We start from the raw sequence: 24,081 nt of genomic DNA, 5'->3' as shown, positions 1-24,081 counted from the left end.
AATCGTTAGGCTAGTAGTCACAACAACATCTATCGGGAGGCGGCGGGCAACGTGAGTGACTCGGAAGCCACGACTTCAACACACCGTTCTGAATCCAACTCAACGGCCACCATCCACAACCCGGAAGAGAGCAGGCTTAAGGCGCTGCTTGAACCGGCTGTCCTTGCCAGCAGGCTCTACCTCGAGGATGTTTCCATCCACGTTGCCGGTTCACACCGCACGGTCCACGTCGTCGTGGACCTGCCGCAGGAAGAAACCGGCGGTGTCAGCCTTGACGCCATCGCTGAAGTCTCGCGTGGGCTCTCAGATATCCTGGACAACGATCCCCATGACGACGGACGCCCGTATGACCTCGAGGTTTCTTCGCCGGGCGTCAGCCGCCCCTTGACTGAGCCGCGGCACTGGCACCGGGCCCGGGGCCGCATGGTCCGGGTCAACGTGATCCAGGGTGAGAACCTCCTGGGCCGCATCGCCTCGGTGCAGGATGACGGCGTGACGCTCATCCCTGAGCACGAGGTCAAGAAGGGCATGAAGCCCAAGCAGGGCGACCCCATCACTATTCCTTTCGACAGGATCCGCCAAGGAAAAGTCGAGATTGAATTCAGCCACCTCCACGAGGCTGCGCTGGAAGACGAGCACAACGGACCTTCTGAGGAGGCCTAATGGATATTGACATGAGCGCACTGAGACTCCTGGAGCGTGAGCGTGAAATCCCGCTGGATCTCCTGATTCCCACCATCGAGCAAGCACTGCTGGTGGCGTACCACAAGACGCCCGGCGCCTTCGAAAAGGCCCGCGCGGAGTTGGACCGCAAGAGCGGCCACGTGACCATCTGGGCCACCGAGATCGACGACGACGGCGAGCCCATCGGCGAGTTTGAGGACACCCCGGCCGGATTCGGCCGCATCGCTGCCAGCACGGCGCGCCAGATCATCCTGCAGCGTCTTCGCGACGTAGAGGATGACAATGTGCTGGGCGAATTCAAGGGCCGTGAAGGCGAACTCGTGGCCGGCATGATCCAGCAGGGCAACAACCCGCACATGATCCAGGTCAACCTGGGGTCTGTTGAGGCACTGCTGCCGCCGCCCGAGCAGGTTCCCGGCGAGAAGTACCTCCACGGAAGCCGACTGCGCGCTTTCGTAGTGGACGTCCACCGCGGTGCCAAGGGCCCGTCCATCACGCTGTCCCGTTCCCACCCCGGACTGGTCCGCAAGCTGTTCGAAATGGAAGTTCCGGAAATCGCCGATCACTCGGTGGAGATCGTCGCGCTTGCCCGCGAAGCCGGGCACCGTACCAAGATCGCGGTCAAGGCCAACACTCCCGGCATTAACGCCAAGGGTGCCTGCATCGGTGAAATGGGTTCGCGCGTCCGGGCTGTCATGACTGAATTGAACGACGAAAAAATCGACATCGTCGATTTCAGTGATGACCCCGCAACCTTCATTGCCAACTCGTTGTCGCCGTCCCGGGTGAATTCGGTCACCATCACCGATGAGGCAACCCGCTCTGCCCGCGTGGTGGTTCCCGATTACCAGCTTTCCCTGGCTATCGGCAAGGAAGGCCAGAATGCCCGCCTCGCCGCAAAGCTGACCGGCTGGCGGATCGATATCGTTTCCGACGCCGCTCCGGCAAAAGTCGACTAGCGGTCCAACCGGCGGCTGATGCCGCCGGTTCCACGCCGCGCTGGCGGCGTCCTTGGTTTCGGGAGACCGGGGCCGGGGGGCTAGAATAGATGGAACCGGGCTTACGTCCGGTATCCGCGCGCTTTGGCGTGCCTCAGCTGCATGCGCAGGACCGGGGCCCGTCGGGTGCCAGTAGCGTAAGGCAGGTTGGACACGTCGTGGCTGAACTGCTTGAACACGGCCATGGGCCTGTTCGCACGTGCATCGGATGCCGGAAGCAAGGCTCCCGGTCCGAGCTTGTCCGGCTGGTCGCCCAAGGCAGCGGTTCGTCCGCGGTCCTGGTGGATGAACGACGCCGGATGGCCGGCAGGGGTGCGTGGCTGCACCCCAGCGAAAAGTGCCTGGCATTGGCGATCAAGCGGCGCGCTTTCGGAAGGGCCCTTGCGGGCGCTGCCGAAACGGGCGCCGTCGAACGTTACCTGATGCGGGGCACGCCACTTGTGGAGGCCCCGGCTGCCACAGGAAAACCGTCCAAACCTGAAAGCGGGTCAGAAAACTGATGGAAACCCGATGAGTTCCCAGCGATGAGTGCGTAACGATGACAACTTTGTTGCGCTCTGCAATGGGCCTTTCAATCGCGCAAGCGGCGAAGGCCCGCAGTAAGAAGTAGACGGTTCGTGCCTGGCTCGGTGCGGACCGAGACAGGAGAAATGTGGCCAAGGTCCGCGTACATGAGCTCGCCAAAGAGCTCGGTATTACTTCCAAAGATGCAGTAACCAAACTGCAGGAATTGGGCGAATTCGTTCGCTCCGCCTCGTCAACAATCGAGGCCCCCGTCGTGAAGAAACTTCGCGACGCCTACCCGGGTGCCGGCGCTGCCAAGGCCGCCGCTCCCGCTGCAGCCCCCAAAGCACCCGCAGCATCCCGTCCGGCAGCTCCGGCTCCGGGTCCTGCAGCACCGAAGGCCCCGGCACCTGCAGCCCCGGCTCCAGCGGCTCCTGCTCCGGCAGCCCAGGCTCCGGCAGCTCCGGCTCCGGCAGCACCTGCTGCTCCCGCCGCCTCCACCCCGGTTTCGGCCAAGCCCGGCGCCCGTCCTGCCCCTAAGGCGGAGACCCCGGCTCCGGCACGTCAGGGCGGCCAGGCTCCGCGTCCCGGCGGTCCCCGTCCCGGCAACAACCCGTTTGCTACGTCCCAGGGCATGCCCCGCGGCCGTGGTGGCGACGGAGATCGTCCGCCGCGTCCGGGCAACAACCCGTTTGCACCGTCCCAGGGCATGCCCCGGGGCGAACGCCGCAATGACGGCGAACGTCCCGGTGGTCCGCGTCCCGCGGCCGGCGCAGGCGGACCCCGTCCCGCAGCTGGTACCGGTGGTCCCCGTCCGGGCGCACCGCGTCCCGGCGCACCCCGTCCGGGCGCACCGCGTCCCGCCGGTGGTCCCGGTGCCGGAAACCGTCCTACTCCGGGCATGATGCCCAACCGCACTGAGCGTCCGGCTCCCGGTGGCGCAGGCCGTCCGGGTGGCGCAGGCCGTCCCGGTGGCGGACCCGGTCGTCCCGGTGGCGCACCTGGTGCAGGTACCGGTGGCGGAGCCCCCGCCGGCGGTGGCTTCGGCAAGGGTGGCCGCGGTCGCGGTGGCACCCAGGGTGCCTTCGGCAAGGGCGGCGCCGGTCGTGGCAAGCAGCGCAAGTCGAAGCGTGCAAAGCGCCAGGAACTGGAGCAGATGAGTGCTCCGTCGCTGGGCGGCGTATCAGTACCCCGCGGTGATGGCGAGACCATCATCCGCCTGCGTCGTGGCTCGTCCATCACGGACTTCGCTGAGAAGATCGATGCGAACCCGGCTTCGCTGGTGACCGTGCTGTTCCACCTTGGTGAAATGGCAACGGCTACTCAGTCCTTGGATGAGGACACCTTTGGCCTGCTTGGCGCCGAACTCGGCTATAAGCTCCAGGTTGTTTCCCCCGAGGATGAAGAGCGCGAGCTGCTGGACCAGTTCGACATCAACATCCAGGACGAACTCGACGCCGAAGGCGACGACGTCCTTGAGGCCCGCGCACCGGTTGTCACCGTCATGGGTCACGTCGACCACGGTAAGACCCGCCTGCTCGATGCCATCCGCAACTCCAATGTTGTGGCCGGCGAGCACGGTGGTATCACCCAGCACATCGGTGCATACCAGATCAGCCACGTCCACGAGGGCACGGCCCGCGACATCACCTTCATTGACACCCCCGGTCACGAGGCCTTCACGGCCATGCGTGCACGTGGTGCCAAGGTCACCGATATCGCGATCCTGGTTGTCGCAGCCGATGACGGCGTGATGCCGCAGACGGTTGAAGCACTCAACCACGCCCAGGCGGCAAACGTGCCGATCGTCGTCGCAGTGAACAAGATCGACAAGGAAGGCGCCAACCCTGACAAGGTCAAGGGCCAGCTGACCGAGTACGGACTGGTTCCGGAAGAATACGGTGGCGACACCATGTTCGTTGAGGTCTCTGCACGCCAGAACCTCAACATCGACGAACTGATCGACGCTGTCCTGCTGACGGCCGATGCCGCGCTGGATCTGCGCGCCAACCCGGACAAGGACGCTCGAGGCATTGCCATCGAAGCGAACCTGGACAAGGGTCGCGGTGCTGTTGCTACCGTCCTGGTCCAGTCCGGAACCCTGGCAGTGGGCGACACGATCGTGGCCGGTACGGCTCACGGCCGCGTCCGCGCCATGTTCGACGAGAACGGCGAGGCACTCGATGTCGCGCTGCCGTCCCGTCCGGTCCAGGTCCTCGGCCTGTCCAACGTGCCGCGTGCAGGTGACACCTTCCTGGTGACCCCGGACGAGCGTACGGCCCGCCAGATCGCTGAGAAGCGTGAAGCTGCCGACCGCAACGCCGCACTGGCCAAGCGTCGCAAGCGCATCAGCCTGGAAGACTTCGACCAGGCCGTTGCCGAAGGCAAGATCGACACCCTTAACCTCATCCTCAAGGGTGACGTATCCGGTGCCGTTGAAGCCCTCGAAGACGCCTTGCTCAAGATCGACGTCGGAGACGACGACGTTCAGCTCCGTGTCATCCACCGCGGTGTGGGTGCCATCACGCAGAACGACGTCAACCTCGCCACGGTGGACAACGCCATCATCATCGGCTTCAACGTCAAGCCGGCCGAGCGCGTTGCTGAACTTGCTGACCGTGAAGGCGTGGACATGCGCTTCTACTCGGTCATCTACGCAGCAATCGATGACATTGAGATGGCTCTCAAGGGCATGCTCAAGCCGGAGTACGAAGAAGTCCAGCTCGGCACTGCCGAGGTCCGCGAAGTCTTCCGTTCCTCCAAGTTCGGCAACATCGCAGGCTCGATCGTCCGCACGGGCATCATCCGCCGTAACACCAAGGCACGTGTCAGCCGCGACGGCAAGGTCATCGGTGACAACCTCACCGTTGAGACGCTCAAGCGCTTCAAGGATGACGCCACCGAAGTCCGTACCGACTTCGAGTGTGGTATCGGTCTTGGCTCCTTCAACGACATCACTGAAGGTGACATCATCGAGACCTTCGAAATGCGCGAAAAGCCGCGCGTCTAGGTTCCGTTTGGGACGGGTCCGTCGGGTAGCCCCGGCGGACCCGTTCCGTCCCCGTTTCTACTTTCCAGGAGGAAGTCATGGCTGATCCCGCACGCGCTGCCAAGCTGGCACAGCGGATTAAGGTCGTCGTCGCTGAGGCCCTCGGTCGTCGGGTCAAGGATCCGCGCGTCGAGACCATCACGGTCACCGACGCCCGCGTCACCAACGACCTTCAGCACGCCACCATCTACTACACCGTCTTCGGTGACGAGGTAGCCCATGCTGATGCTGCCCGTGCCTTGGAGAAGGCAAAGGGTGTGCTGCGGCAGGAAGTCGGCCGGAACATCACCGTCCGGCTGACTCCGACGCTTGAGTTTGTGGCGGACCAGATTCCGGTTAACGCCTCGAACCTTGAGGAGTTGCTCCGCGAAGCAAAGCGTCGCGACGCCGAGGTAGCCGCTTTGGCTGCCAGCGCCAAGCACGCCGGTGAGGCCGATCCCTACAAGGGCGACGCCCCGGAGGACATCGACGAGGACGACTTCGACGAAGAGGACACCGACCTCTCCGGCGACAAAGAACTCGACGAAGACGCCAACCGCTAAAACCCTCAGCGTTTTTGTACAGCTAATGCCCCTAAGACTGCGTTTTAGGGGCATTAGCTGTACTCAAACTCGTTAGGATCAGACCATGTCGGCGCACAATGCTCAGCAACGTGATGAATACCTGAACCGGGCCATCCGCCTGGCAGTGGAAAACGTCTCCGACGGCGGCGGTCCGTTCGGCGCCGTTGTGGTCACCCCGGACGGCACCGTCCACGAGGGAGTGAACCGGGTCACCCGTGACCATGACCCCACGGCCCACGCAGAAGTCGTGGCAATCCGCCGGGCCGCTTCCGCGACCCAAAAGTTCGACCTCACGGGCTCAGTCCTGTACGCCAGCTGCGAACCCTGTCCCTTGTGTTTATCAGCCACTCTCTGGGCCCGGATCGGCCACGTCTACTTCGCGGCGGACAGGCATGGTGCCGCCCGGGCGGGTTTCGATGACGCTGTGTTCTATGAGTATTTTGCCGGTGCCAGGCCTGAGCTGCTTCCGGTGGAGCATGCTGAGCTGCCCGCGTCAGATGACCCGTTCACCGCCTGGCTGAACCACTCCCGCCGAACAGCGTACTGAGCCCTTGCGTTCTGAGGACCCCGGAAACTAAACCCTGGCCGGGAGCCGTCCAACGCCGTCGAGCAGGTCCTGTTGCCCTCCGCAGAGGGCGATCCTGATCCATCCTTCACCAATGGAGCCGAACGCTGTTCCCGGTGCGAACGACACGCCCGAATCCGCCAGGAAGGCACGCACCCAGGTCCTGACGTCGCCGCCACTGACGTGTGAAACATCCGCCCACAAATAGAACGCCCCCTGTGCTCCCAAAAAAGGAATTCCCTTCCCGGACAGTACAGCCGAGGCTGCATCACGATTGCTGCGGTAATGGTCATGCGCCCGGGAAACATAGTCCTGTGGTCCCGTGAGGGCAGCGAGGGCCGCGTACTGGGAGGGAGATGCCACGCAGGAGACGATCGACTCCATCACGTTGTTCATTTTCTGCTCCAACCCTGGCGGGCAGACCAACGCCCCAATCCGTAGGCCCGTCAGGCCGTAGGTCTTGGACAGCGTCAGGGAAGTGAAGACCCGCGCTTCCCCGGGGACGTCGCTATCGAAGCGGGCGGGACTGACATGCGGAACATCGAAGGTAAAGGCTTCATAGCACTCGTCCGAGATGATCCAGAGGTCATGCCGGACGGCCAGCTCCACCAGTTGGCGCGTGGATTCGGCGCTGAATACGGCTCCCAAGGGATTGGAGGGAGAGTTCAGCATGATCACCCGCGTCCGTGGCGTGATGAGTGCCTCAATGTCCTCGATATGCGGCTGGAAGTCATTCTGCGGGTACAAGGGATACTGCACAGGTACAGCGTGCAGGAGGCGGCTGGTCATGGCGAACGTGGGGTAGCCCGGATTGGGGATGAGGATTTCGTCCCCGGGCGCAAGCAGGAGGCTCATGGCGAAGTGCAGGCCCTGCTGCGCACCGTCCACCACATAGACCCGCTCCGCACCGATCTGCACGCCCTGCTGCGCCCGGAAACGGGCTGCGAAGGCTTCGCGGAGCGCGGGAATCCCTGCGTTCGGTGTGTAATTGGTCTCATCCCGGTCCAGGCAGGCAATCCCTGCGTCTAGGACGTGCCGGGGGAGTGCAAAGCCCGGTTCTCCGATACTCAGGACGATCGCCCCGGGGGTGGACCAAGCGGCTTCGGTGATCTCGCGGATCTGGTTCACGGGGACGTCGCGGACGTGCGGGGCAAGCTCAGGCATGGGAGCCATCCTAGCCACCCATATACTGGTAAGCGTGCTTTCTGGACTGGTAATCGTTGACAAACCGCAGGGATGGACCAGCCATGATGTGGTTGGCCGGATGCGGCGGCTGGCTGGTACCCGGAAAGTGGGGCACGCCGGAACGCTGGATCCCATGGCTACCGGCGTGCTGGTTCTTGGCATCAACAAGGCAACGCGCCTGTTGACCTACATTGTGGGCACCTCCAAGACCTACACCGCCACCATCAGGCTCGGCGAAACCACCATCACCGACGACGCCGAGGGCGAGGTCACCGAAACCCGCAGTGCGTCGGAGGTCACCGACGACGCCATCGCCGCCGGGGTGGCCGAGCTGACAGGGCCCATCCAGCAGGTTCCCAGCAGCGTCAGTGCCATCAAGGTCAACGGTGAACGCTCCTATGCCCGTGTGCGCTCCGGCGAGGAAGTCAAGCTCGCTGCCCGCCCCGTCACCATCCACCGCTTCGACGTCCACTCCATACAAAGAGTCGACGGCGGCAGGGTAGTTGACGTCGATGTCACCGTGGAATGTTCTTCCGGGACGTACATCAGGGCCTTGGCCCGTGACCTGGGCAATGGCCTGGGAGTCGGTGGCCACCTTACCTCGTTGCGCAGGACCCAGGTTGGGCCGTACACCCTTGACCAAGCCCGCACGCTGGAAGAGTTGGCAGAGGAACTGAACATTCTGGAAATCTCCCAGGCCGCGCGGGCCCTCATGCCCAACCGGGAACTCAGTGCTGAGGAAGCCACGGAAATTTCCTTTGGCCGCCGAATTGCCGCCGGCCCCGGTGCCGGAACGCCTGAGGCTGCTACGGCCGGCAACCCTGCAGCCGCATTCGCACCGTCGGGGGAGTTGGTAGCGCTGCTGGCTGATAGCGGCAGCTTCGCCAAGCCGGTGCTGGTCTTTGCCCCGGGAACCGGTTCAGGTACAGGGCAGGCGCAATAACAATGGACGGATACTTTTACGCCATCCTGATCGTCGGATTGGTGTCCACCATCATGTGCCTCGTGGCCGGCCTGATGAAGAAAGCCCCCAACGATCCCACCATCTTCTCGGTCCTCGCAGTGGAACTGGTCCTCCTGGTGTATCTGGTGGGTTCGATCGTCCGGGTAGCCATGGGCGAGCAGATTGCCGGTGAGGCCTGGGAGTTCTGGGGCTACCTGGCTACCGCCCTGATGATTCCCTTGGGCGCCGTTTACTGGGCCATCCTTGAACGAACCCGCTGGAGCAACTTCGTGTTGGCTGCAGTGGGTGTCACCGTGCTTGTCATGGGCGCCCGCATGAACCAGATCTGGTACTGACCTTGAAGGAAGAACGCAACGTGACTGGAACCGAGACCAACCCGGTAAATCCGCAGCACAAGGACACCCGCAATACTGGTCCTGGCCGCCTGCTGATCGCGGTCTATGCAGTCTTCGCGCTGTCCGCAACGGCACGTGCCGGCTACCAGATCGCCACCAAGTTTGCCGAAGCTCCGTTGGCGCACATCCTGTCGGCGTTCGCCGCCGTCGTCTATATTGTGGCCACCATCTCACTCGCCAAGCCGGGCCGCACGTGGTTCAAGGTTTCGTTGGCGGCTGTGCTCACGGAGCTTGTTGGCGTGCTGGTGGTTGGAGCAATCAGCCTCTTCGATCCTGTCGCTTTCCCGCACGATACTGTGTGGTCCCTCTTTGGCCGCGGCTACGGCTTCGTGCCGCTGGTGCTGCCGATCCTGGGCCTCCTGTGGCTCAATAAACGCCGGCCGTCCTGAGTCAAAGACCCTAGCGGGTAACCTTAGAATGTTCCGGCGCCGGGAGGTTGCCGGGCGCAACGAACATCTGCAGTAAAAGGCGAGGTTGATGGTCCACATCTGGAACGATCCCACCGAAGTCCCCAAGGACTTCGGACCTACTGTCGTTACCATCGGGAACTTTGACGGCGTCCATCGTGGCCACCAGCACGTCCTGTCGCAGTTGACCGGCACGGCAAAGCGGCACGGCATTCCGTCGGTTGCGGTGACGTTCGATCCCCACCCCGCGCAGGTGCACAGGCCGGATTCTGCTCCGGAGCTCATCATGGGCCTCCAGGACAAGCTGGAGGCGCTGGGAGATACCGGGGTGGATGCGGTACTGGTGATGAAGTACACCCTCGATCTTGCGGCAATGACGCCGCTGGAGTTTGTCCGCGAGGTTTTGCTCGAAGGACTCCACGCCGCACACCTCGTAGTAGGGCATGACCTCCGCTTCGGCGCCGGTAACGCCGGCGATGTTGTGACCATGCAGGAGCTGGGCGACCAGCTCGGCTTCAGCGTCCAGGTAGTCAATGAGTACGGCGCGGGCGGCTTCCCGGTCCACGACGACGGCGATGCCGACCGCCGCTGTTCTTCCACCTGGGTTCGGGAAGCTTTGTCCGAGGGAGACGTGGTGACTGCCGCCGCAGTGCTGGGCCGTCCCCACCGCATGCGCGGAGAAGTGGTCCATGGCGCTGCCCGCGGCCGGGACCTGGGATTTCCCACCGCCAACCTTTCCCACGATTCCACCGGGTATGTCCCGGCAGACGGAATTTATGCCGGTTGGCTGATAGACCAGTCCGGGACCCGGTGGCCCGCTGCCATTTCGGTAGGGTCCAACCCCACGTTCGACGGCGTCAGCCGTCAGGTCGAGGCCCATGTCATCGACCGCCCCGAAGAAAACGTGGAGGACTTCGACCTCTACGGCCAGACGGTGGCGGTCGAATTTACGCAGCGTTTGCGGGGCATGGTGGCGTACCGGGGACCTGAAGCTTTGGTCGAGCAAATGTGCCTGGACGTAGCCCAGGCGCACGAGCTCCTGAGCCGGAGCTAGGCGCATTTCGACAACACTGCCGGCCTGCCGGTAAACTGATGAGTGGATCCGGCTGCAGTCCGTGGCGGCTGGACCTGTTTTTGTGTGCGGCGACGCACCAAAGGCAACCCGTCAGCGAGGCGCTGCACCGGGAGGCACGGCACAACTCTAGGAGTTCACGTGGCACTTGAAGCCGCTGTAAAGCAGTCCATCATCAAGGAATACGCAACCTCTGAAGGCGACACCGGTTCGCCCGAGGTGCAGGTTGCAGTCCTGACCCAGCGGATCAAGGATCTGACTGAGCACATGAAGGAGCACAAGCACGACTTCCACACCCAGCGCGGTCTGCTGGCCATGGTTGGTCGTCGCAAGCGCATGCTTTCCTACCTGAAGAACACCGACATCGCCCGCTACCGTGCGCTCATCGAGCGCCTCGGCCTGCGTCGCTAGTCTGACTTTAGGGGCGGCCCGGTCCCTCAAGGAACGGGCCGCCTTCTTCACCAACAACTAAAAACAGGAATCAACCGCATCGCGCATTCGCGGTCCTCGGTAGTGATTCCCGGGAACAATCGATGACGGTTGGCCCGTGGATCTCGATCGATGACCGGGTGTCGTACAGGCCAGGAAAAAAGAAGAGGCCTGGGTTGATGCGGCGGACTTCCGCTAACAGAAACGGAGGTGACTCTCTATGGAGGGTCCCGAAATCCAGTTCTCCGAAGCCATTATCGACAACGGCCGTTTCGGCAAGCGCGTCATTCGCTTCGAAACCGGCCGCCTTGCCAAGCAGGCAGCCGGCGCTTCGATGGTCTACATCGACGAAGACACCGCCCTGCTTTCGGCAACCACCGCAGGCAAGCAGCCGCGCGAAGGTTTCGACTTCTTCCCGCTGACGGTTGATGTTGAAGAGCGTATGTACGCCGCCGGCCGCATCCCGGGTTCGTTCTTCCGCCGCGAAGGCCGCCCGTCCACCGAAGCCATCCTCGCTTGCCGCCTGATGGACCGCCCGCTGCGCCCTGCCTTCGTCAAGGGCTTGCGCAACGAGGTCCAGATCGTGGTTACCGTTCTGGCCATCAACCCGGATGAGCTCTACGACGTCGTCGCCATCAACGCTTCCTCGATGTCCACCCAGCTTTCCGGCCTCCCGTTCTCCGGCCCGATCGGCGGCGTCCGCGTTGCCCTCATCGCCGACGAACAGGGTTCACAGTGGGTTGCTTTCCCGAAGCACTCCCAGCTGGAGAACGCTGTGTTCAACATGGTTGTTGCCGGCCGCATCGCCGGTGACGACGTCGCCATCATGATGGTCGAAGCCGAAGCTACGGACAACTCCTGGAACCTCATCAAGGAACAGGGCGCAACCGCTCCTACCGAAGAGGTTGTTTCCGAAGGCCTCGAGGCTGCCAAGCCGTTCATCAAGGCACTCTGCGAAGCACAGGCAGACCTGGCAGCCCGCGCTGCCAAGCCCACGGTTGAGTTCCCGGTCTTCCTGGACTACCAGGACGACGTCTACGCCGCTGTTGAAGCTGCTGCCGCTGACAAGTTGGCTGCTGTCTTCCAGATTGCTGACAAGCAGGACCGCGACAACGCTTCCGACGAGCTCAAGGACGAGGTCCTTGGTGCACTTGCCGGACAGTTCGAAGGCCGCGAGAAGGAGCTGTCCGCAGCATTCCGCTCGGTCACCAAGCACGTTGTGCGCCAGCGCATCCTCAAGGACCAGGTCCGCATTGACGGCCGTGGCCTGACGGATATCCGCCAGCTGACCGCCGAGGTTGAGGTCCTGCCCCGCGTTCACGGTTCCGCGATCTTCGAGCGCGGCGAAACCCAGATCATGGGTGTCACCACGCTGAACATGCTCAAGATGGAGCAGCAGATCGACTCGTTGTCGCCGGTAACGCGCAAGCGCTACATGCACAACTACAACTTCCCGCCGTACTCCACCGGTGAGACCGGACGCGTCGGTTCCCCGAAGCGCCGCGAAATCGGCCACGGTGCCCTTGCAGAGCGCGCCTTGGTTCCGGTTCTGCCGACCCGCGAGGAATTCCCGTACGCCATCCGCCAGGTATCCGAGGCCCTCGGTTCCAACGGTTCGACGTCCATGGGCTCGGTCTGTGCTTCGACGCTTTCCATGCTCAACGCCGGTGTGCCGTTGAAGGCAGCAGTTGCCGGTATCGCCATGGGCCTGGTTTCCGACCAGGTTGACGGCCAGACCCGCTACGCAGCGCTGACCGACATCCTCGGCGCCGAAGACGCTTTCGGCGACATGGACTTCAAGGTTGCCGGTACGTCCGAGTTCGTCACGGCCATCCAGCTGGACACCAAGCTCGACGGCATCCCCGCTTCCGTGCTGGCAGCAGCGCTGAAGCAGGCCCGCGAAGCCCGCCTCCACATCCTCGAGGTCATCAACGCTGCGATCGACACCCCGGACGAGCTTTCCGAGTTCGCTCCGCGCGTCATCGCGGTCAAGATCCCCGTAGACAAGATCGGCGAGGTCATCGGCCCCAAGGGCAAGATGATCAACCAGATCCAGGAAGACACGGGCGCGGACATCTCCATCGAAGATGACGGCACGGTCTACATCGGCGCCACCAACGGTCCGTCTGCTGATGCGGCACGTTCTGCCATCAACGCCATCGCCAACCCGCAGGTACCGGAAATCGGTGAGCGTTACCTGGGTACGGTCGTCAAGACCACCACCTTCGGCGCTTTCGTTTCCCTCACCCCGGGCAAGGACGGCCTGCTGCACATCTCCGAGCTCCGCAAGCTGGCCAACGGCAAGCGCGTGGACAACGTTGATGACGTCGTCTCCGTAGGCCAGAAGGTCCAGGTCGAGATCACCAAGATCGATGACCGCGGCAAGCTTTCCCTCTCCCCGGTTGTTGCCGAGGAAGAGGGCGCGGCTTCCGAGGACGCTCCGGCCGAGGCCGCTGAAGAGTCCGCAGAGTAGTCTCTAAGCAGTACACCCGGCGGGGCCGGTGGGCTTGAAAAAGCTCCACCGGCCCTTCCGGCCTTAACCCGAAAACCTGAAAGGCCTTGATGACTGTCGTACCCCTGCCGCTGGAGCAGACCCTTCCCGGTGGCGAATTGATCCATGGTGCCGAGGGCGGTTCCGTCGTCCGGCGCTCGGTCCTTCCCGGCGGAGTGCGCGTCCTGACCGAGGCAATGCCCGGCCAGCGCTCGGCGACCATAGGCTTCTGGGTGGCAGTGGGTTCACGCGATGAAGCGGACGGCCAGCATGGTTCCACACACTTCCTGGAGCACTTGCTGTTTAAAGGCACCAAACGCCGCACTGCCTTGGAGATCGCATCGGCTTTTGACGAGGTAGGTGGCGAATCAAACGCCGCAACTGCGAAGGAAAGCACGTGCTACTTCGCGCGGGTACTGGACACAGACCTTCCCATGGCCATCCTCGTCATTGCAGATATGATCACCGGGGCGGTCCTGGATCCTGCTGAATTGGAGCAGGAACGCGATGTCATCCTTGAGGAAATCGCCATGGACAGCGACGACCCCACAGACGTTGCGCACGAGAAATTCGTTGAGGCCGTCCTCGGCGACCACCCCCTGGCCCGTCCGATCGGTGGAACGCCCGAGGCCATCAAGGCCGTAGCCCGGGACTCAGTGTGGGCGCACTACCAGCGCTACTACCGCCCGGAAGAGTTGGTCATCACTGCTGCCGGCGGCCTTGACCACGACGTCGTATGCGACCTCGTCCTTGACGCCCTGACGGCTGCTGGCTGGAAACTCGATCCCCAAGCTGCCCCGGTGAACCGCAGGGGAACCGAACGCGCTGTCATCAGCGGAACCTCGGGCCTCCACGTGGTCAAACGTCCCGTGGAGCAAGCCAACATCATCATGGGCTGCCCCACGATCGTGGCTACCGATGACCGCCGGTTCGTCATGAGCGTGCTTAACGCCGTCCTTGGTGGCGGCATGTCTTCCAGGTTGTTCCAGGAAATCCGTGAGAAGCGCGGCCTGGTGTACTCCACCTATTCCTTCACCGCCGCCTATGCCGACGCCGGCTACTTTGGCATGTACGCGGGTTGCACGCCGTCCAAGGTCCGCCAAGTGCTGGACCTCCTGGGTGTGGAGTTGGAGAAACTTGCCAAGGAGGGCATCACCGAGGAAGAACTCCGCAAGGCCGTAGGGCAGCTCAGTGGCGGAATCGTCCTTGCGCTTGAAGATACGGGATCACGGATGTCCCGGTTGGGCCGGGCAGAGCTGGTCTCCGGAGAATTCCAGGATATTGACGAAACCCTGGCCCGAATCCAGGCTGTCACTGTGGAGGAAGTCCAGGAACTCGCCCGCGAACTCGCAGCGGCGCCCCGGACCATCACGGTGGTAGGTCCTTTCGAGGAAACCGAGACCTTCGGCCTCTGAATCTCTGGACTCACGCACTGTCAGCAGGGCAGCATGATCACACAGTGATGATGCTGCCCTGACTACGTAGGAGAGGCGATGAACCAGCCCTCAAGCGGCCAAGCTGCGGAGATGCTGCACGACTTCATCGGTCACTGGCGCGGCATCTCCGAAGTTGCAGCCTCGCCGTGGGGGAGTGCCCGGACCGTGGAAGCGGAGGTGGTTTTCACCAAAGCCGCCGGCGGGTATGCAGTCGTCCAGAGCTACCGGCACAGGGAACCGGACGGCACGCACTTTGAAGGGCATGGCATGTTTACCGTTGACCGGGACCACGGCGACACCCTCTGGTACTACGTGGACAGTCTGGGGAGGTCGCCCGCCAGCCCCGTCCGGGGGGCCTGGCACGAAGGGATCCTGACCCTGGACCGGAGGACCGCCGACGGCGTGGCCAGGCACACTTTCCGCGTTGAGGACGGCGTCCTGGTGCACACGGCCGATCTACGGCTGGAAGGGACACCAGGCTTCAGCCCGCTATTGAGGAGTGTCTTTAGGAGAGCATGAGCCTCAGCCGCCGGCAAAAGGTGGCAGGACATCGATGACGTCCTGGGCGCCCAGTGGCGCTGAACGGTCCCGCACCGCCACCTCATTGCGGAGGAAACTGCTCCGGGCCACGATGCGCTCCAGCGTTGGTGTCCCTTCAGGGGGCAGGGGGCGTTCGACGGCGAGGGCAGCTTCCAGGAGCGAGTCAAGGCTGGCGCCTTCCGGAAGGACGTGCACTTCTTCTTCGACCCCTGCGGCCGCGCGTGCGGCAGCGAAGTAACGGACAAGCAAGGATTCAGCCTCCGATTGCGCTCATGCTGCGGTCCGGCTGGACAAAGTCCGCTGCGCCGAGACCGGTATGGTCCATGCCGTGGGCCTTGGGCTTGACCCACATAGCGTCCTGCCACCGTTCCGCGAGCTGCTGGTCAGTGGCCCCGCCACGAAGCAGTCCCAGGAGGTCGAATTCTTCGCGGGAGAAGAGGCAGCTCATGATCTTGCCCTCGGCTGTGATCCGGGTTCGGCGGCAGTCGGCGCAGAAGGGTTCGGTGACGGAGGCGATGATGCCGACTGTACCGAGAACCGGACCCGTAGCTTCCCCCGAAGAGGTGTCCCGGCGTCGGACTTCAAAGCGTTCGGCAGGGGCGCCGTCACGTTCACGGGAGTCCCGGCCCAGGACGAAGTCACGGGACAGCAGGCCGCGGATCTCCTCGGCCGTGATCATGTTGCGACGCGTCCACCCGTGATCGGCGTCCAAGGGCATTTGTTCGATGAAGCGGAGCTCGTAGCCGCGGTCCAACGCCCAGGCCAGCAAATCCGGCGATTCGGCATCATTGATCCCGCGCATCAGCACGGCGTTGAGCTTAACCGGGCCCAGGCCCGCGGCCCATGCAGCATCCACACCGGCCAGGACACGATCCAGGAAGGGCCTGCGCGTGAGTTGGGTGAAGGTTTCCTCGTGCAAAGAGTCCAGCGAGACATTGATCCGGGTGAGGCCTGCCGCCTTCAGCGCCGCTGCCTTCTTATCCAGGCCAACGCCGTTGGTGGTCATGGAGATGGGGAGGTCCGGATGGTCCCTGCGGATATCGGAAATGATGTCCACCAGGTCAGCACGTACCAAAGGCTCGCCGCCGGTGAGGCGGAGTTCCCTGACACCCAGGGCGCTGACGCCGATGCGGACGATCCTGACAATTTCATCCCGCGACATCACGGCTTGTTTCGAGAGCCATTCAAGGCCCTCGGCCGGCATGCAGTAGGTACAGCGCAGATTGCATTTATCCGTCAGGGACAGGCGCATATCCGTAGCCCGCCGGCCATAACGGTCCCACAAGCCCGCAGGCGTTTCCGCTGGCCGGGGCGGCGGTACCGCGGCGCCACTTTCCTTGCTGCCTGCTGCGCCGCCCGGAGGGGGCACCGGCATTCCCAGCTGAACACTCATAAATTCAGGCTACGCCACCGTGGCAGGATCAGTGACACCGATTGCAGTCATACAGTTCTTACGGATTCCATACGCTTGGGCCGCGGAACCCCGGATCGGGTGCTGTGCGCGGCCGGCAAACCTATGCTGAAAGTGTGACCACACCTACGGCATCATCAGCGGAACCAGGGAATCGCCGCATCCTCCTGGTCGAAGACGAACAGACCATCGCCGATGTGGTAAGGGATTACCTGCTTCAAACAGGGTTCCAAGTGGATATGGCGGGGGATGGCTTCACCGCTCTGCAGCTGGCCGCGGTGCGCCAGCCTGACCTGGTGATCCTGGACCGCATGCTGCCCGGACTGGACGGCGTTGAGGTGTGCCGGCGGCTCCGCCAAACCATGAGCGTGCCGGTCATCATGGTCACGGCTTTGGGGACCGAAGATGACCGGATCCTGGGTTTGGAGATGGGGGCCGATGACTACGTCACCAAGCCTTTCTCGCCACGGGAACTGGTGCTCCGGGTGAAATCGGTGCTCCGGCGCAGCGTCAAGGAGTTCACGCCGGAACCTCCAGTGGAAGCCGCAGGACTCGAACTCGATCCCGCGTCCAGGACAGTCACCCACCGCGGTGTTGCCCTGGCCCTGACGGTCCGCGAATTCGATCTCCTGGCCTTCCTGATGCGGCGGCCCAACCAGGTTTTTAGCCGGGAGGAACTGATCAAGGCCGTATGGGGCTGGGACTTCGGCGATCTATCGACCGTCACAGTGCACGTGCGTCGCCTCCGGGAAAAGATTGAAGCCAACCCCACCAAGCCAGAGCTGCTCAAGACGGTCTGGGGCGTGGGATACCGGTTCGATTCCAGCGCCGGCAAGGCAGCGGAGCAGCCCGCCGGCGGGGAGCGTGGCCATGGAGGGCAATGAGCTCTGGACCATCCTTGCCTGGGTCCTGTTCTGGGCTGTCCTCATTGGCGCTGCAACCTTGCTCATCCTCCGGTTTCTGCGCCGGGCCTCGGTCCTGACCCAGATCTGCCTGGTGGTGGTGGCCACGGTGGCGGTCCTGGTGGCAGGGATGGTCAGTGCTTTCAACGCGATGTTCATTTCCGCCAGGGACCTGGAAGTGATGTGGTACATCCTGGCGATGGCGTCAGTGGTGGCGGTGGCCCTGTCCTTGATGCTGGGCGCGGGTGTGTCCCGAAACGCTGCCCGGTTGGTCGATGCCGCACGTCGCCTTGGACGTGGTGAGACATTGGACCACACCGGGGAGGGCCGGGGCAGTGCTCCGGCCATGACGGCCGAGCTTGCCGAACTGGCCAAGGAACTGGAGGCCAGCAGCCGCAGGCTGGCCGAGTCGCGTGAACGTGAAGCCGCCATTGAGACTGCCCGGCGCGAGCTCGTGTCATGGATTTCGCACGACCTCAGGACTCCGCTGGCCAGCATGCGGGCCATGACCGAGGCCCTTGAAGACGGCATGGCATCCGATGTGCCCGGCTATTACCGGAAGATCATCAGCCAGACCGAGCAGATGACTGCCATGGTCAACGACCTCCTGGAGTTGTCCAAGATCCAGGCAGGCACGCTTCGTCTCCGTGCTGAACCGTTGGACCTTTACGACCTCGTCAGTGATGCGCTGGCCGACCTCGCGCCGTTGGCCGCCCAACGGGGCATCACGCTCGACGGCGGTGGTGACCGCGAGTGCATGGCCGTGGCCGATGGGCCCAGCCTTGCCCGGGCCGTGAGGAACATCCTGCTCAACGCCATCATCTACAGCAGGCCGGACACCGAGGTCCACATCAGCGTGGGGCGGAACGGCGGGAATGCAGTCATTGCCGTGCAGGACCAGTGCGGGGGCATCAGCAGCGAGGACCTGCCGCACCTGTTCCAGACGGGTTGGCAGAAAGACCCCGCCCGGCGAACTGCTGACGGGCTGCAGGGCAGCTACAGCGGTGCCGGCATCGGCCTGAGCATGGTGGCTGGCATCGTCAAGGCCCACGGGGGATCGGTCACCGTGGACAACGTCGACGGCGGTTGCCGGTTCACGCTGTCCCTGCCGGCAGGCTCCCTACCGGGTATCCCGCTAACCGGTGTTCCACTTCATGACGGGCCTCTTCCGGCTGGGTCACTTCCCGACCAAGATCGTCCGTCATCTTCCTTCCCGGCTACGTTCGGGACTTCAGCCGACCAACGTCCAGGAGGCCACTCATGAACATGCCCAGCAGTGTGGACAAGCCCAGCCCGCGCATGGATCAGCAGGAAACCGCCGGCAAGCAGGAAACCGCAGGCAAGCAGGAGACTGCTGTTTCCACGCCGCCGCGACTGCATCGTCGCCCGGGACTGTGGGCTGCCGCGGCCGGTCTCGCCGCGGGTGGTGCCGGGATCGCGGCCGGTGAACTGGCTGCAGGCGTGCTGAGCCCCCTGGTTTCCCCCGTCACCGCTTTGGGCGGGGCCGTGATCGACGCCGTGCCTCCGGGCGTGAAGGACCTTGCCGTCCAGTTGTTCGGCACAGCAGACAAAATCGTCCTGATCGCATCGATCGGAATAGTTGCGGCGTTGTTGGCAGCATTGGCCGGTGTTCTGGAGCAGCGCCGTACCGGCTGGGGACTGGCTCTGGCCGGGGTGGCCGGCGCGGCGGGCCTGACCGCCGTCGTAACGCGGGCCCAGGCTGGTCCGCAGGCGGCCCTGGCCCCCATCGTCGCCGCGATAGTCACCATGTTGCTGTTGCGCATGCTCATTCGCAGGCTCACCACGTGGGCGCCGGCCGGAACAATAGGGGCGCGTGATGGCCATGATCCGGCGCCACTGGCCCGGCGAAGCTTCCTGAATGCGCTCGGAGGAACCTCCCTCGCCGCAGTAGTCGCGGGAACCGTCACTGCCGTTCTCACCCGTGCCACCACCGTGGCTTCGGGTTTCAGAGGTTCCATGACTCTCCCTCAGCCGGCAACCCCGGCCCCGGCAATACCCGCCGGCGCCTCGCTCCCTGTAGAGGGCATCAGTCCGCTGGTGACCCCGAACGCCGATTTCTACAGGATCGACACAGCACTGACAGTCCCTGCCATCGATCCGCCGCAGTGGAAGCTGAAGGTGACCGGGATGGTGGAGAACGAGGTCGAACTCGATTTCGCCACCCTTCTGGCCAAACCCATGACCGAGCGTCACATCACCATCGCCTGCGTGTCCAACAACGTAGGCGGGGACCTCATCGGCAATGCGCTGTGGCTGGGCTGGCCGGTTCGTGAGCTTTTGGCCATGGCCGGACCCAAGGCCGGCGCGGACATGGTGCTAAGCACCAGCAACGACGGCTGGACAGCAAGCACACCCTTGGAGGCCCTCACCGACAACCGTGACGCACTGTTGGCGGTGGGCATGAACGGCGAGCCGCTTCCGTTGGAACACGGCTTCCCCGTGCGGATGATCGTCCCCGGACTCTACGGATTCGTCTCGGCCACCAAGTGGCTGACCGAACTGAAAGTCACGCGCTTCGCAGACGATACCGCCTACTGGACCCCGAGGGGTTGGAGTGATCGCGGCCCCATCAAAACCCAGTCCCGCATCGATGTACCCCGCAGCGGCAGGTCCGTCCAGGCAGGAATGGTGCAATTCGCGGGTGTGGCCTGGGCCCAGCACCGGGGCATCAACGGCGTAGAGCTTCGCGTCAACCGCGGACCCTGGCGGCAGGCTACGCTCGCCAAGGGGATTTCGACCGACACCTGGTACCAGTGGCAACTGGGCCTTGACCTGACACCCGGTGACTACGAGGTACAAGTGCGGGCCACCGACTCTACGGGCCAGCCGCAGACCGAGGACAAAGCTCCGGTGGCTCCGGACGGCGCCACGGGCTATCACACCATCAGCGTCAAGGTGGGCTGAGGCCCTAGTCTGGGTAGGTCCGGAGAGTTTCCGAGAACCGGTGTGTCACTACAGGAGGTTGTCCGTGCCCAGATCAGTCGCAGTCCATCGCCAGGCAGTGATGGAACTGTTGGCAGGCGTTGCCATCACTAAGGGCAACCAGAGCGTGCCACTGCTCCAAGCACTGGGAAAGCCGCTCGCTGCGGACAACTACGCCCCGTTGTCGTTGCCGCCGTTTGCCAACTCGCAGATGGACGGTTTTGCCGTTCGCTCGCAGGACATCCCAAGCTCTGGTGCGGAGCTCCGTGTTACAGCGCCCGTCCCGGCAGGTGCGGCGCCGGCTCCCCTCAAGCCCGGCTTCGCCGCCCCCATCATGACCGGAGCCATGATTCCCGAGGGCGCGGACGCCGTCGTGCCCATCGAGAAGGCGAACCCCAGCTCCTTCCCTGAGCCCGCCGCCACGGATGTCCTCGTAGAGCTTCCCCCAGTGGCTCCAGGTACCTACGTGCGCAACAGCGGCAGCGACATCGAAAAAGGTTCTTTGGCGTTGGCGGCCGGGACCTTGCTGGGACCGGCCCAGCTTGGACTGCTGGCGGCCCTGGGCCTGGCAACTGTTGACATCCCGCAACCGCTGAGCGTCCTCCTGGTCACCACCGGGGACGAGGTAGTGGAGCCAGGGGAAGAACTCACGGCCGGCAAAATTTTTGACTCCAACGGCACGCTCCTGGAAGCCTCCATGCGTCAGGCAGGCCTTGACGTTGTCCGTTCGGGTATCTCAGATGACCACCCCGCCAGTCTCCTGGCGGTCTTTCAGCAGCACACCCGCCAAGGGGGCCCTGCCGTGGACCTCATCGTCACCACCGGAGGAGTAAGCAAGGGAGCCTACGAGGTGGTGCGCCAGGCCCTGGCCGGCCACCCTGTTGATTTCCTCCCCGTTGCCATGCAACCCGGCGGGCCGCAGGGCCTGGGGACCTTCAACGGCGTCCCGTTCCTCGGATTTCCCGGAAATCCCGTCAGCTGCCTCGTCTCCTTCGAAATGTTCCTTCGGCCTGCCCTGTCCGAGGTTGTGGGAGCTCCGGCTCCACGGCCCGTTCAGAAGGCACGCCTGGCTGAAGCGCTGACATCGCCGGGCGGAAAGCACCAGGTCCGGCGGGGCACTTTGGCAGGCAATGGCACGATCCACATGGAAGGTGGCGCCGGCTCGCATCTGGTCCATGCATTGGCCCGGGCCAATGCGTTGGTGCATATCCCGGCCGGCGTCACGGAACTCACCGCGGGAGCTGAAGTGGAAGTATGGATGCTGTGAATGAAACTCCCGGGACAACAGCAGAACATGCCGGCGGACTGACCCACCTCAGGCAGGACGGAACCGCGCAGATGGTGGACGTCTCCGCCAAAGCAATTACCACGCGTGAAGCCACCGCCACCGCAACCGTCCGCACCACCGCTGAGGTAATGGCGCTCCTGGGCGCCGGCGAGCTGCCCAAAGGCGACGCGCTCGCCGTCGCGCGGGTGGCGGGGATCATGGCGGCAAAGAAGACACCGGACCTGATCCCGCTGTGCCATCCATTGCCGATCTCCAAGGTCACCGTGGATTTCGACTTGCGTGCTGACGCGGTGCACATCCTGGCCACCGTCAAGACCAAGGGGGTGACCGGCGTCGAAATGGAAGCACTGACGGCGGCCTCGGTGGCGGCGTTGAGCGTTTACGACATGATCAAGGCTGTTGACAAGCACTCAGTGCTGACCGACATCCGCGTGCTCGCAAAAAGCGGCGGCAAGAGCGGGGACTGGGACGTTTCCGGGGAACCCATTCAGGAGGCCGGCGAATGAGTGCTTGTGAACCGAACCATATCCGGAAGGCAGGGATCGTGATTGCCTCCACCAGGGCGGCCGCCGGAGTTTACGCCGATGAGACAGGGCCCATCATCCTTGATTGGCTCAATGAGCATGGCTTTGACACCTTCCCTGCCATGGTGGTTCCGGATGGGGAACCGGTGGGTGCAGCCCTCAGGGCGCTCCTGACCCAGGAGCCCGCCGTCGTCATCACCAGCGGCGGAACGGGCCTGAGCCCGGATGACAAGACACCGGAGATGACGCTTCCTCTCCTGGACCGGGAAATACCCGGCATCATGGAAGGAATCCGGCGCGCGGGCGCCGCGAAAACGCCCATGGCGATGCTTAGCCGGGGCCACGCGGGAGCGGCGGGAAAGACGTTCATCATCAACCTGCCGGGATCCCCGAAAGGGGTTATGGACGGCTTGGCTGTCCTGGACCCCGTGATCGGGCACCTGTGTGAACAAATGGAAGGTAGCCATGGGCACTGAAACAGACTTCGAAGTAGTCAGCGCTGTCCTCAGCGCCGAACCCATTTCCGTTGACCAAGCCATAGCGGCAGTTGAATCGGACACCGCCGGCGCGGTGGTCAGCTTCAGCGGCGTGGTCCGGAACCACGATTCCGGCAAAGCAGTGGACAGGCTTAGTTACAGCGCCCATCCCACGGCGCATCAGGTCATGTCCGACGTCGTGGCCCAGTTGGTGGCAGAGCACTCCGGCGAAGCCGATCAGCCGGTCCGTATTTGGGCAGCCCACCGGATCGGGATGCTGGAAATCGGTGACCCGGCCTTGGTCTGTGCCGTGGCCGCAGCCCATCGTGGGCAGGCCTTTGCCGTGTGTTCCGAACTGGTGGACAGGGTCAAGGCGCAGGTTCCCATCTGGAAGGAACAATTCTTCGCCGACGGCACTGTGGAGTGGGTTGGCGCGGGGGAGTAGGCCGGAGACACGGTTCCTGCCGGGCACCTGCCCGGCGGTAGGGTTAATCCCATGACCGAACAACTTGCTGTTGCAGTGCTGGGCGCCAACGGGCGCATGGGAAGTGAAGCCGTGAAGGCTGTGGAAGCAGCTGAGGACATGTCGCTCGTCGCCGCCTTGGGTCGCGGCGATTCCCTGCAAACACTGCTCGACGCCGGTGCGCAGTATGTTGTTGACCTCACCGTCCCGGATACTACCGAGGCCAACGTCCGGTTCGCCGTTGAGCACGGCATCCACGCTGTTGTCGGAACCACCGGCTGGAACGCGGACAAGCTGGAATCCCTCCGTGCGCTGTTGGAGCAGAGGCCGGACGCCGGCGTCCTGATCGCTCCTAACTTTGCCCTGGGCTCTGTGTTGGCTTCGGCGTTCGCCGCCAAGGCCTCGCAGTACTTTGAGTCCGTAGAAATCATCGAACTGCACCACCCGAACAAGGTGGATGCTCCCTCCGGCACCGCTGTGCGGACAGCTCAGCTGATCGCCCAGGCCCGCCAGGAAGCCGGAGTCCCGGCAAGCCCGGACGCCACGGAAACGTCGATGGACGGCGCCAGGGGCTGTGACGTGGAGGGCGTTCGTGTCCACAGCGTCCGGCTCCGAGGCCTCGTAGCCCATCAGGAAGTCCTTTTTGGCGGGCCCGGTGAGCAGTTGACGTTGCGCCATGATTCCTTTGACCGCGCTTCCTTCATGCCGGGCGTCCTGCTGGGTTTGCGCAAAGTCGCAGCGAACCCAGGCCTCACTGTGGGCCTGGACGGCTACCTGGACCTGGGGCTCTAG

General features: G+C 63.8%; 26 protein-coding genes. 22 read left to right on the top strand and 4 right to left on the bottom strand.

What is annotated here, in order from left to right; translation table 11 throughout:
• Positions 1–51 precede the first annotated feature (51 nt).
• Together rimP and nusA are read left to right on the top strand one after the other, a co-directional pair.
• Positions 52–663 carry a ribosome maturation factor RimP gene (rimP, locus tag M1D51_RS14300; RefSeq protein WP_172323677.1) on the top strand — a complete coding sequence of 204 codons (612 nt, stop codon included), beginning with the start codon at positions 52–54 and terminating at the stop codon, positions 661–663.
• Positions 663–1,643: a transcription termination factor NusA gene (nusA, locus tag M1D51_RS14295; RefSeq protein ID WP_172323676.1), complete on the top strand. Its 981-nt coding sequence runs from the start codon at positions 663–665 to the stop codon at positions 1,641–1,643. Before rimP ends, nusA begins: the two co-directional genes overlap by 1 nt.
• A 101-nt stretch (positions 1,644–1,744) precedes the next feature.
• Here nusA and M1D51_RS14290 read toward each other — a convergent pair whose 3' ends face one another.
• Complete coding sequence (locus M1D51_RS14290) at positions 1,745–2,008, bottom strand: hypothetical protein (RefSeq protein ID WP_309138360.1); 264 nt, start codon at positions 2,006–2,008, stop codon at positions 1,745–1,747.
• On the opposite strand from M1D51_RS14290, the gene M1D51_RS14285 reads away from it, so the two are divergent.
• The 4 genes from M1D51_RS14285 (at position 1,928) to M1D51_RS14270 (ending at position 6,345) form a co-directional block, all read left to right on the top strand.
• On the top strand, positions 1,928–2,182 hold the full coding sequence (locus M1D51_RS14285; protein ID WP_458109593.1) for a YlxR family protein: 255 nt from the start codon (positions 1,928–1,930) through the stop codon (positions 2,180–2,182). The genes M1D51_RS14290 and M1D51_RS14285 overlap by 81 nt on opposite strands.
• 152 nt (positions 2,183–2,334) lie before the next feature.
• Positions 2,335–5,196 carry a translation initiation factor IF-2 gene (gene infB / locus M1D51_RS14280; protein WP_458106954.1) on the top strand — a complete coding sequence of 954 codons (2,862 nt, stop codon included), beginning with the start codon at positions 2,335–2,337 and terminating at the stop codon, positions 5,194–5,196.
• Positions 5,197–5,273: 77 nt separating this feature from the next.
• Entirely contained in the window at positions 5,274–5,777 is a 504-nt protein-coding gene (rbfA, locus tag M1D51_RS14275; RefSeq protein ID WP_026547314.1) for a 30S ribosome-binding factor RbfA, read from the top strand.
• Positions 5,778–5,862: 85 nt separating this feature from the next.
• Entirely contained in the window at positions 5,863–6,345 is a 483-nt protein-coding gene (locus M1D51_RS14270) for a nucleoside deaminase (protein ID WP_458106953.1), read from the top strand.
• Between the two features lie 27 nt (positions 6,346–6,372).
• Here the strand turns inward: M1D51_RS14270 and M1D51_RS14265 are convergent, their stop codons facing one another.
• Complete coding sequence (locus M1D51_RS14265; RefSeq protein ID WP_458106952.1) at positions 6,373–7,527, bottom strand: pyridoxal phosphate-dependent aminotransferase; 1,155 nt, start codon at positions 7,525–7,527, stop codon at positions 6,373–6,375.
• A 34-nt stretch (positions 7,528–7,561) separates the two neighbouring features.
• On the opposite strand from M1D51_RS14265, the gene truB reads away from it, so the two are divergent.
• The 8 genes from truB to M1D51_RS14225 all read left to right on the top strand — a co-directional run bounded on the left by truB (position 7,562) and on the right by M1D51_RS14225 (position 15,261).
• Positions 7,562–8,491: a tRNA pseudouridine(55) synthase TruB gene (gene truB / locus M1D51_RS14260; protein ID WP_458106951.1), complete on the top strand. Its 930-nt coding sequence runs from the start codon at positions 7,562–7,564 to the stop codon at positions 8,489–8,491.
• 2 nt (positions 8,492–8,493) lie between these two features.
• Positions 8,494–8,847, top strand: a complete 354-nt coding sequence (locus M1D51_RS14255) for a hypothetical protein (RefSeq protein ID WP_458106950.1) — start codon at positions 8,494–8,496, stop codon at positions 8,845–8,847.
• A gap of 2 nt (positions 8,848–8,849) precedes the next feature.
• On the top strand, positions 8,850–9,296 hold the full coding sequence (locus M1D51_RS14250; RefSeq protein ID WP_458106949.1) for a hypothetical protein: 447 nt from the start codon (positions 8,850–8,852) through the stop codon (positions 9,294–9,296).
• Positions 9,297–9,384: 88 nt separating this feature from the next.
• Entirely contained in the window at positions 9,385–10,368 is a 984-nt protein-coding gene (locus M1D51_RS14245; RefSeq protein ID WP_458106948.1) for a bifunctional riboflavin kinase/FAD synthetase, read from the top strand.
• A 159-nt stretch (positions 10,369–10,527) separates the two neighbouring features.
• Positions 10,528–10,797, top strand: coding sequence for a 30S ribosomal protein S15 (gene rpsO / locus M1D51_RS14240; protein WP_089594382.1), 270 nt, complete (start codon positions 10,528–10,530; stop codon positions 10,795–10,797).
• Positions 10,798–11,035: 238 nt separating this feature from the next.
• Positions 11,036–13,288, top strand: coding sequence for a polyribonucleotide nucleotidyltransferase (locus M1D51_RS14235; protein WP_011774282.1), 2,253 nt, complete (start codon positions 11,036–11,038; stop codon positions 13,286–13,288).
• A gap of 89 nt (positions 13,289–13,377) precedes the next feature.
• Entirely contained in the window at positions 13,378–14,721 is a 1,344-nt protein-coding gene (locus M1D51_RS14230; RefSeq protein WP_458106947.1) for a M16 family metallopeptidase, read from the top strand.
• Between the two features lie 78 nt (positions 14,722–14,799).
• The gene (locus tag M1D51_RS14225) at positions 14,800–15,261 is read left to right on the top strand and encodes a DUF1579 domain-containing protein (RefSeq protein ID WP_458106946.1); all 462 of its coding nucleotides are present in this window, start codon (positions 14,800–14,802) and stop codon (positions 15,259–15,261) included.
• Between the two features lie 3 nt (positions 15,262–15,264).
• Here the strand turns inward: M1D51_RS14225 and M1D51_RS14220 are convergent, their stop codons facing one another.
• Positions 15,265–15,531 (bottom strand): MoaD/ThiS family protein, encoded by a 267-nt coding sequence (locus tag M1D51_RS14220; protein ID WP_172325534.1) that lies wholly within the window; start codon positions 15,529–15,531, stop codon positions 15,265–15,267.
• Positions 15,532–15,535: 4 nt separating this feature from the next.
• Complete coding sequence (moaA, locus tag M1D51_RS14215) at positions 15,536–16,675, bottom strand: GTP 3',8-cyclase MoaA (RefSeq protein WP_172325533.1); 1,140 nt, start codon at positions 16,673–16,675, stop codon at positions 15,536–15,538.
• A gap of 134 nt (positions 16,676–16,809) precedes the next feature.
• Here moaA and M1D51_RS14210 point away from each other — a divergent pair, with 134 nt between their 5' ends.
• The 8 genes from M1D51_RS14210 to dapB are packed head-to-tail and all read left to right on the top strand — an operon-like array spanning position 16,810 to position 24,081.
• Positions 16,810–17,577 carry a response regulator transcription factor gene (locus tag M1D51_RS14210; protein ID WP_458106945.1) on the top strand — a complete coding sequence of 256 codons (768 nt, stop codon included), beginning with the start codon at positions 16,810–16,812 and terminating at the stop codon, positions 17,575–17,577.
• Positions 17,564–18,859, top strand: a complete 1,296-nt coding sequence (locus tag M1D51_RS14205) for an ATP-binding protein (protein ID WP_458106944.1) — start codon at positions 17,564–17,566, stop codon at positions 18,857–18,859. The genes M1D51_RS14210 and M1D51_RS14205 overlap by 14 nt, the downstream gene beginning before the upstream one ends.
• Entirely contained in the window at positions 18,856–20,520 is a 1,665-nt protein-coding gene (locus M1D51_RS14200) for a molybdopterin-dependent oxidoreductase (protein WP_458106943.1), read from the top strand. The genes M1D51_RS14205 and M1D51_RS14200 overlap by 4 nt, the downstream gene beginning before the upstream one ends.
• 58 nt (positions 20,521–20,578) lie before the next feature.
• Positions 20,579–21,805 carry a molybdopterin molybdotransferase MoeA gene (locus M1D51_RS14195; protein WP_458106942.1) on the top strand — a complete coding sequence of 409 codons (1,227 nt, stop codon included), beginning with the start codon at positions 20,579–20,581 and terminating at the stop codon, positions 21,803–21,805.
• Entirely contained in the window at positions 21,793–22,332 is a 540-nt protein-coding gene (gene moaC / locus M1D51_RS14190; protein WP_458106941.1) for a cyclic pyranopterin monophosphate synthase MoaC, read from the top strand. The genes M1D51_RS14195 and moaC overlap by 13 nt, the downstream gene beginning before the upstream one ends.
• Positions 22,329–22,826, top strand: coding sequence for a MogA/MoaB family molybdenum cofactor biosynthesis protein (locus M1D51_RS14185; protein ID WP_458106940.1), 498 nt, complete (start codon positions 22,329–22,331; stop codon positions 22,824–22,826). The genes moaC and M1D51_RS14185 overlap by 4 nt, the downstream gene beginning before the upstream one ends.
• Positions 22,816–23,271 (top strand): molybdenum cofactor biosynthesis protein MoaE, encoded by a 456-nt coding sequence (locus M1D51_RS14180; protein WP_458106939.1) that lies wholly within the window; start codon positions 22,816–22,818, stop codon positions 23,269–23,271. Before M1D51_RS14185 ends, M1D51_RS14180 begins: the two co-directional genes overlap by 11 nt.
• Positions 23,272–23,322: 51 nt before the next feature.
• Positions 23,323–24,081 (top strand): 4-hydroxy-tetrahydrodipicolinate reductase, encoded by a 759-nt coding sequence (gene dapB / locus M1D51_RS14175; RefSeq protein ID WP_458106938.1) that lies wholly within the window; start codon positions 23,323–23,325, stop codon positions 24,079–24,081.

This window comes from Arthrobacter sp. R3-55, assembly GCF_054161505.1.
This window is presented reverse-complemented; position numbering and strand designations above follow the sequence as displayed.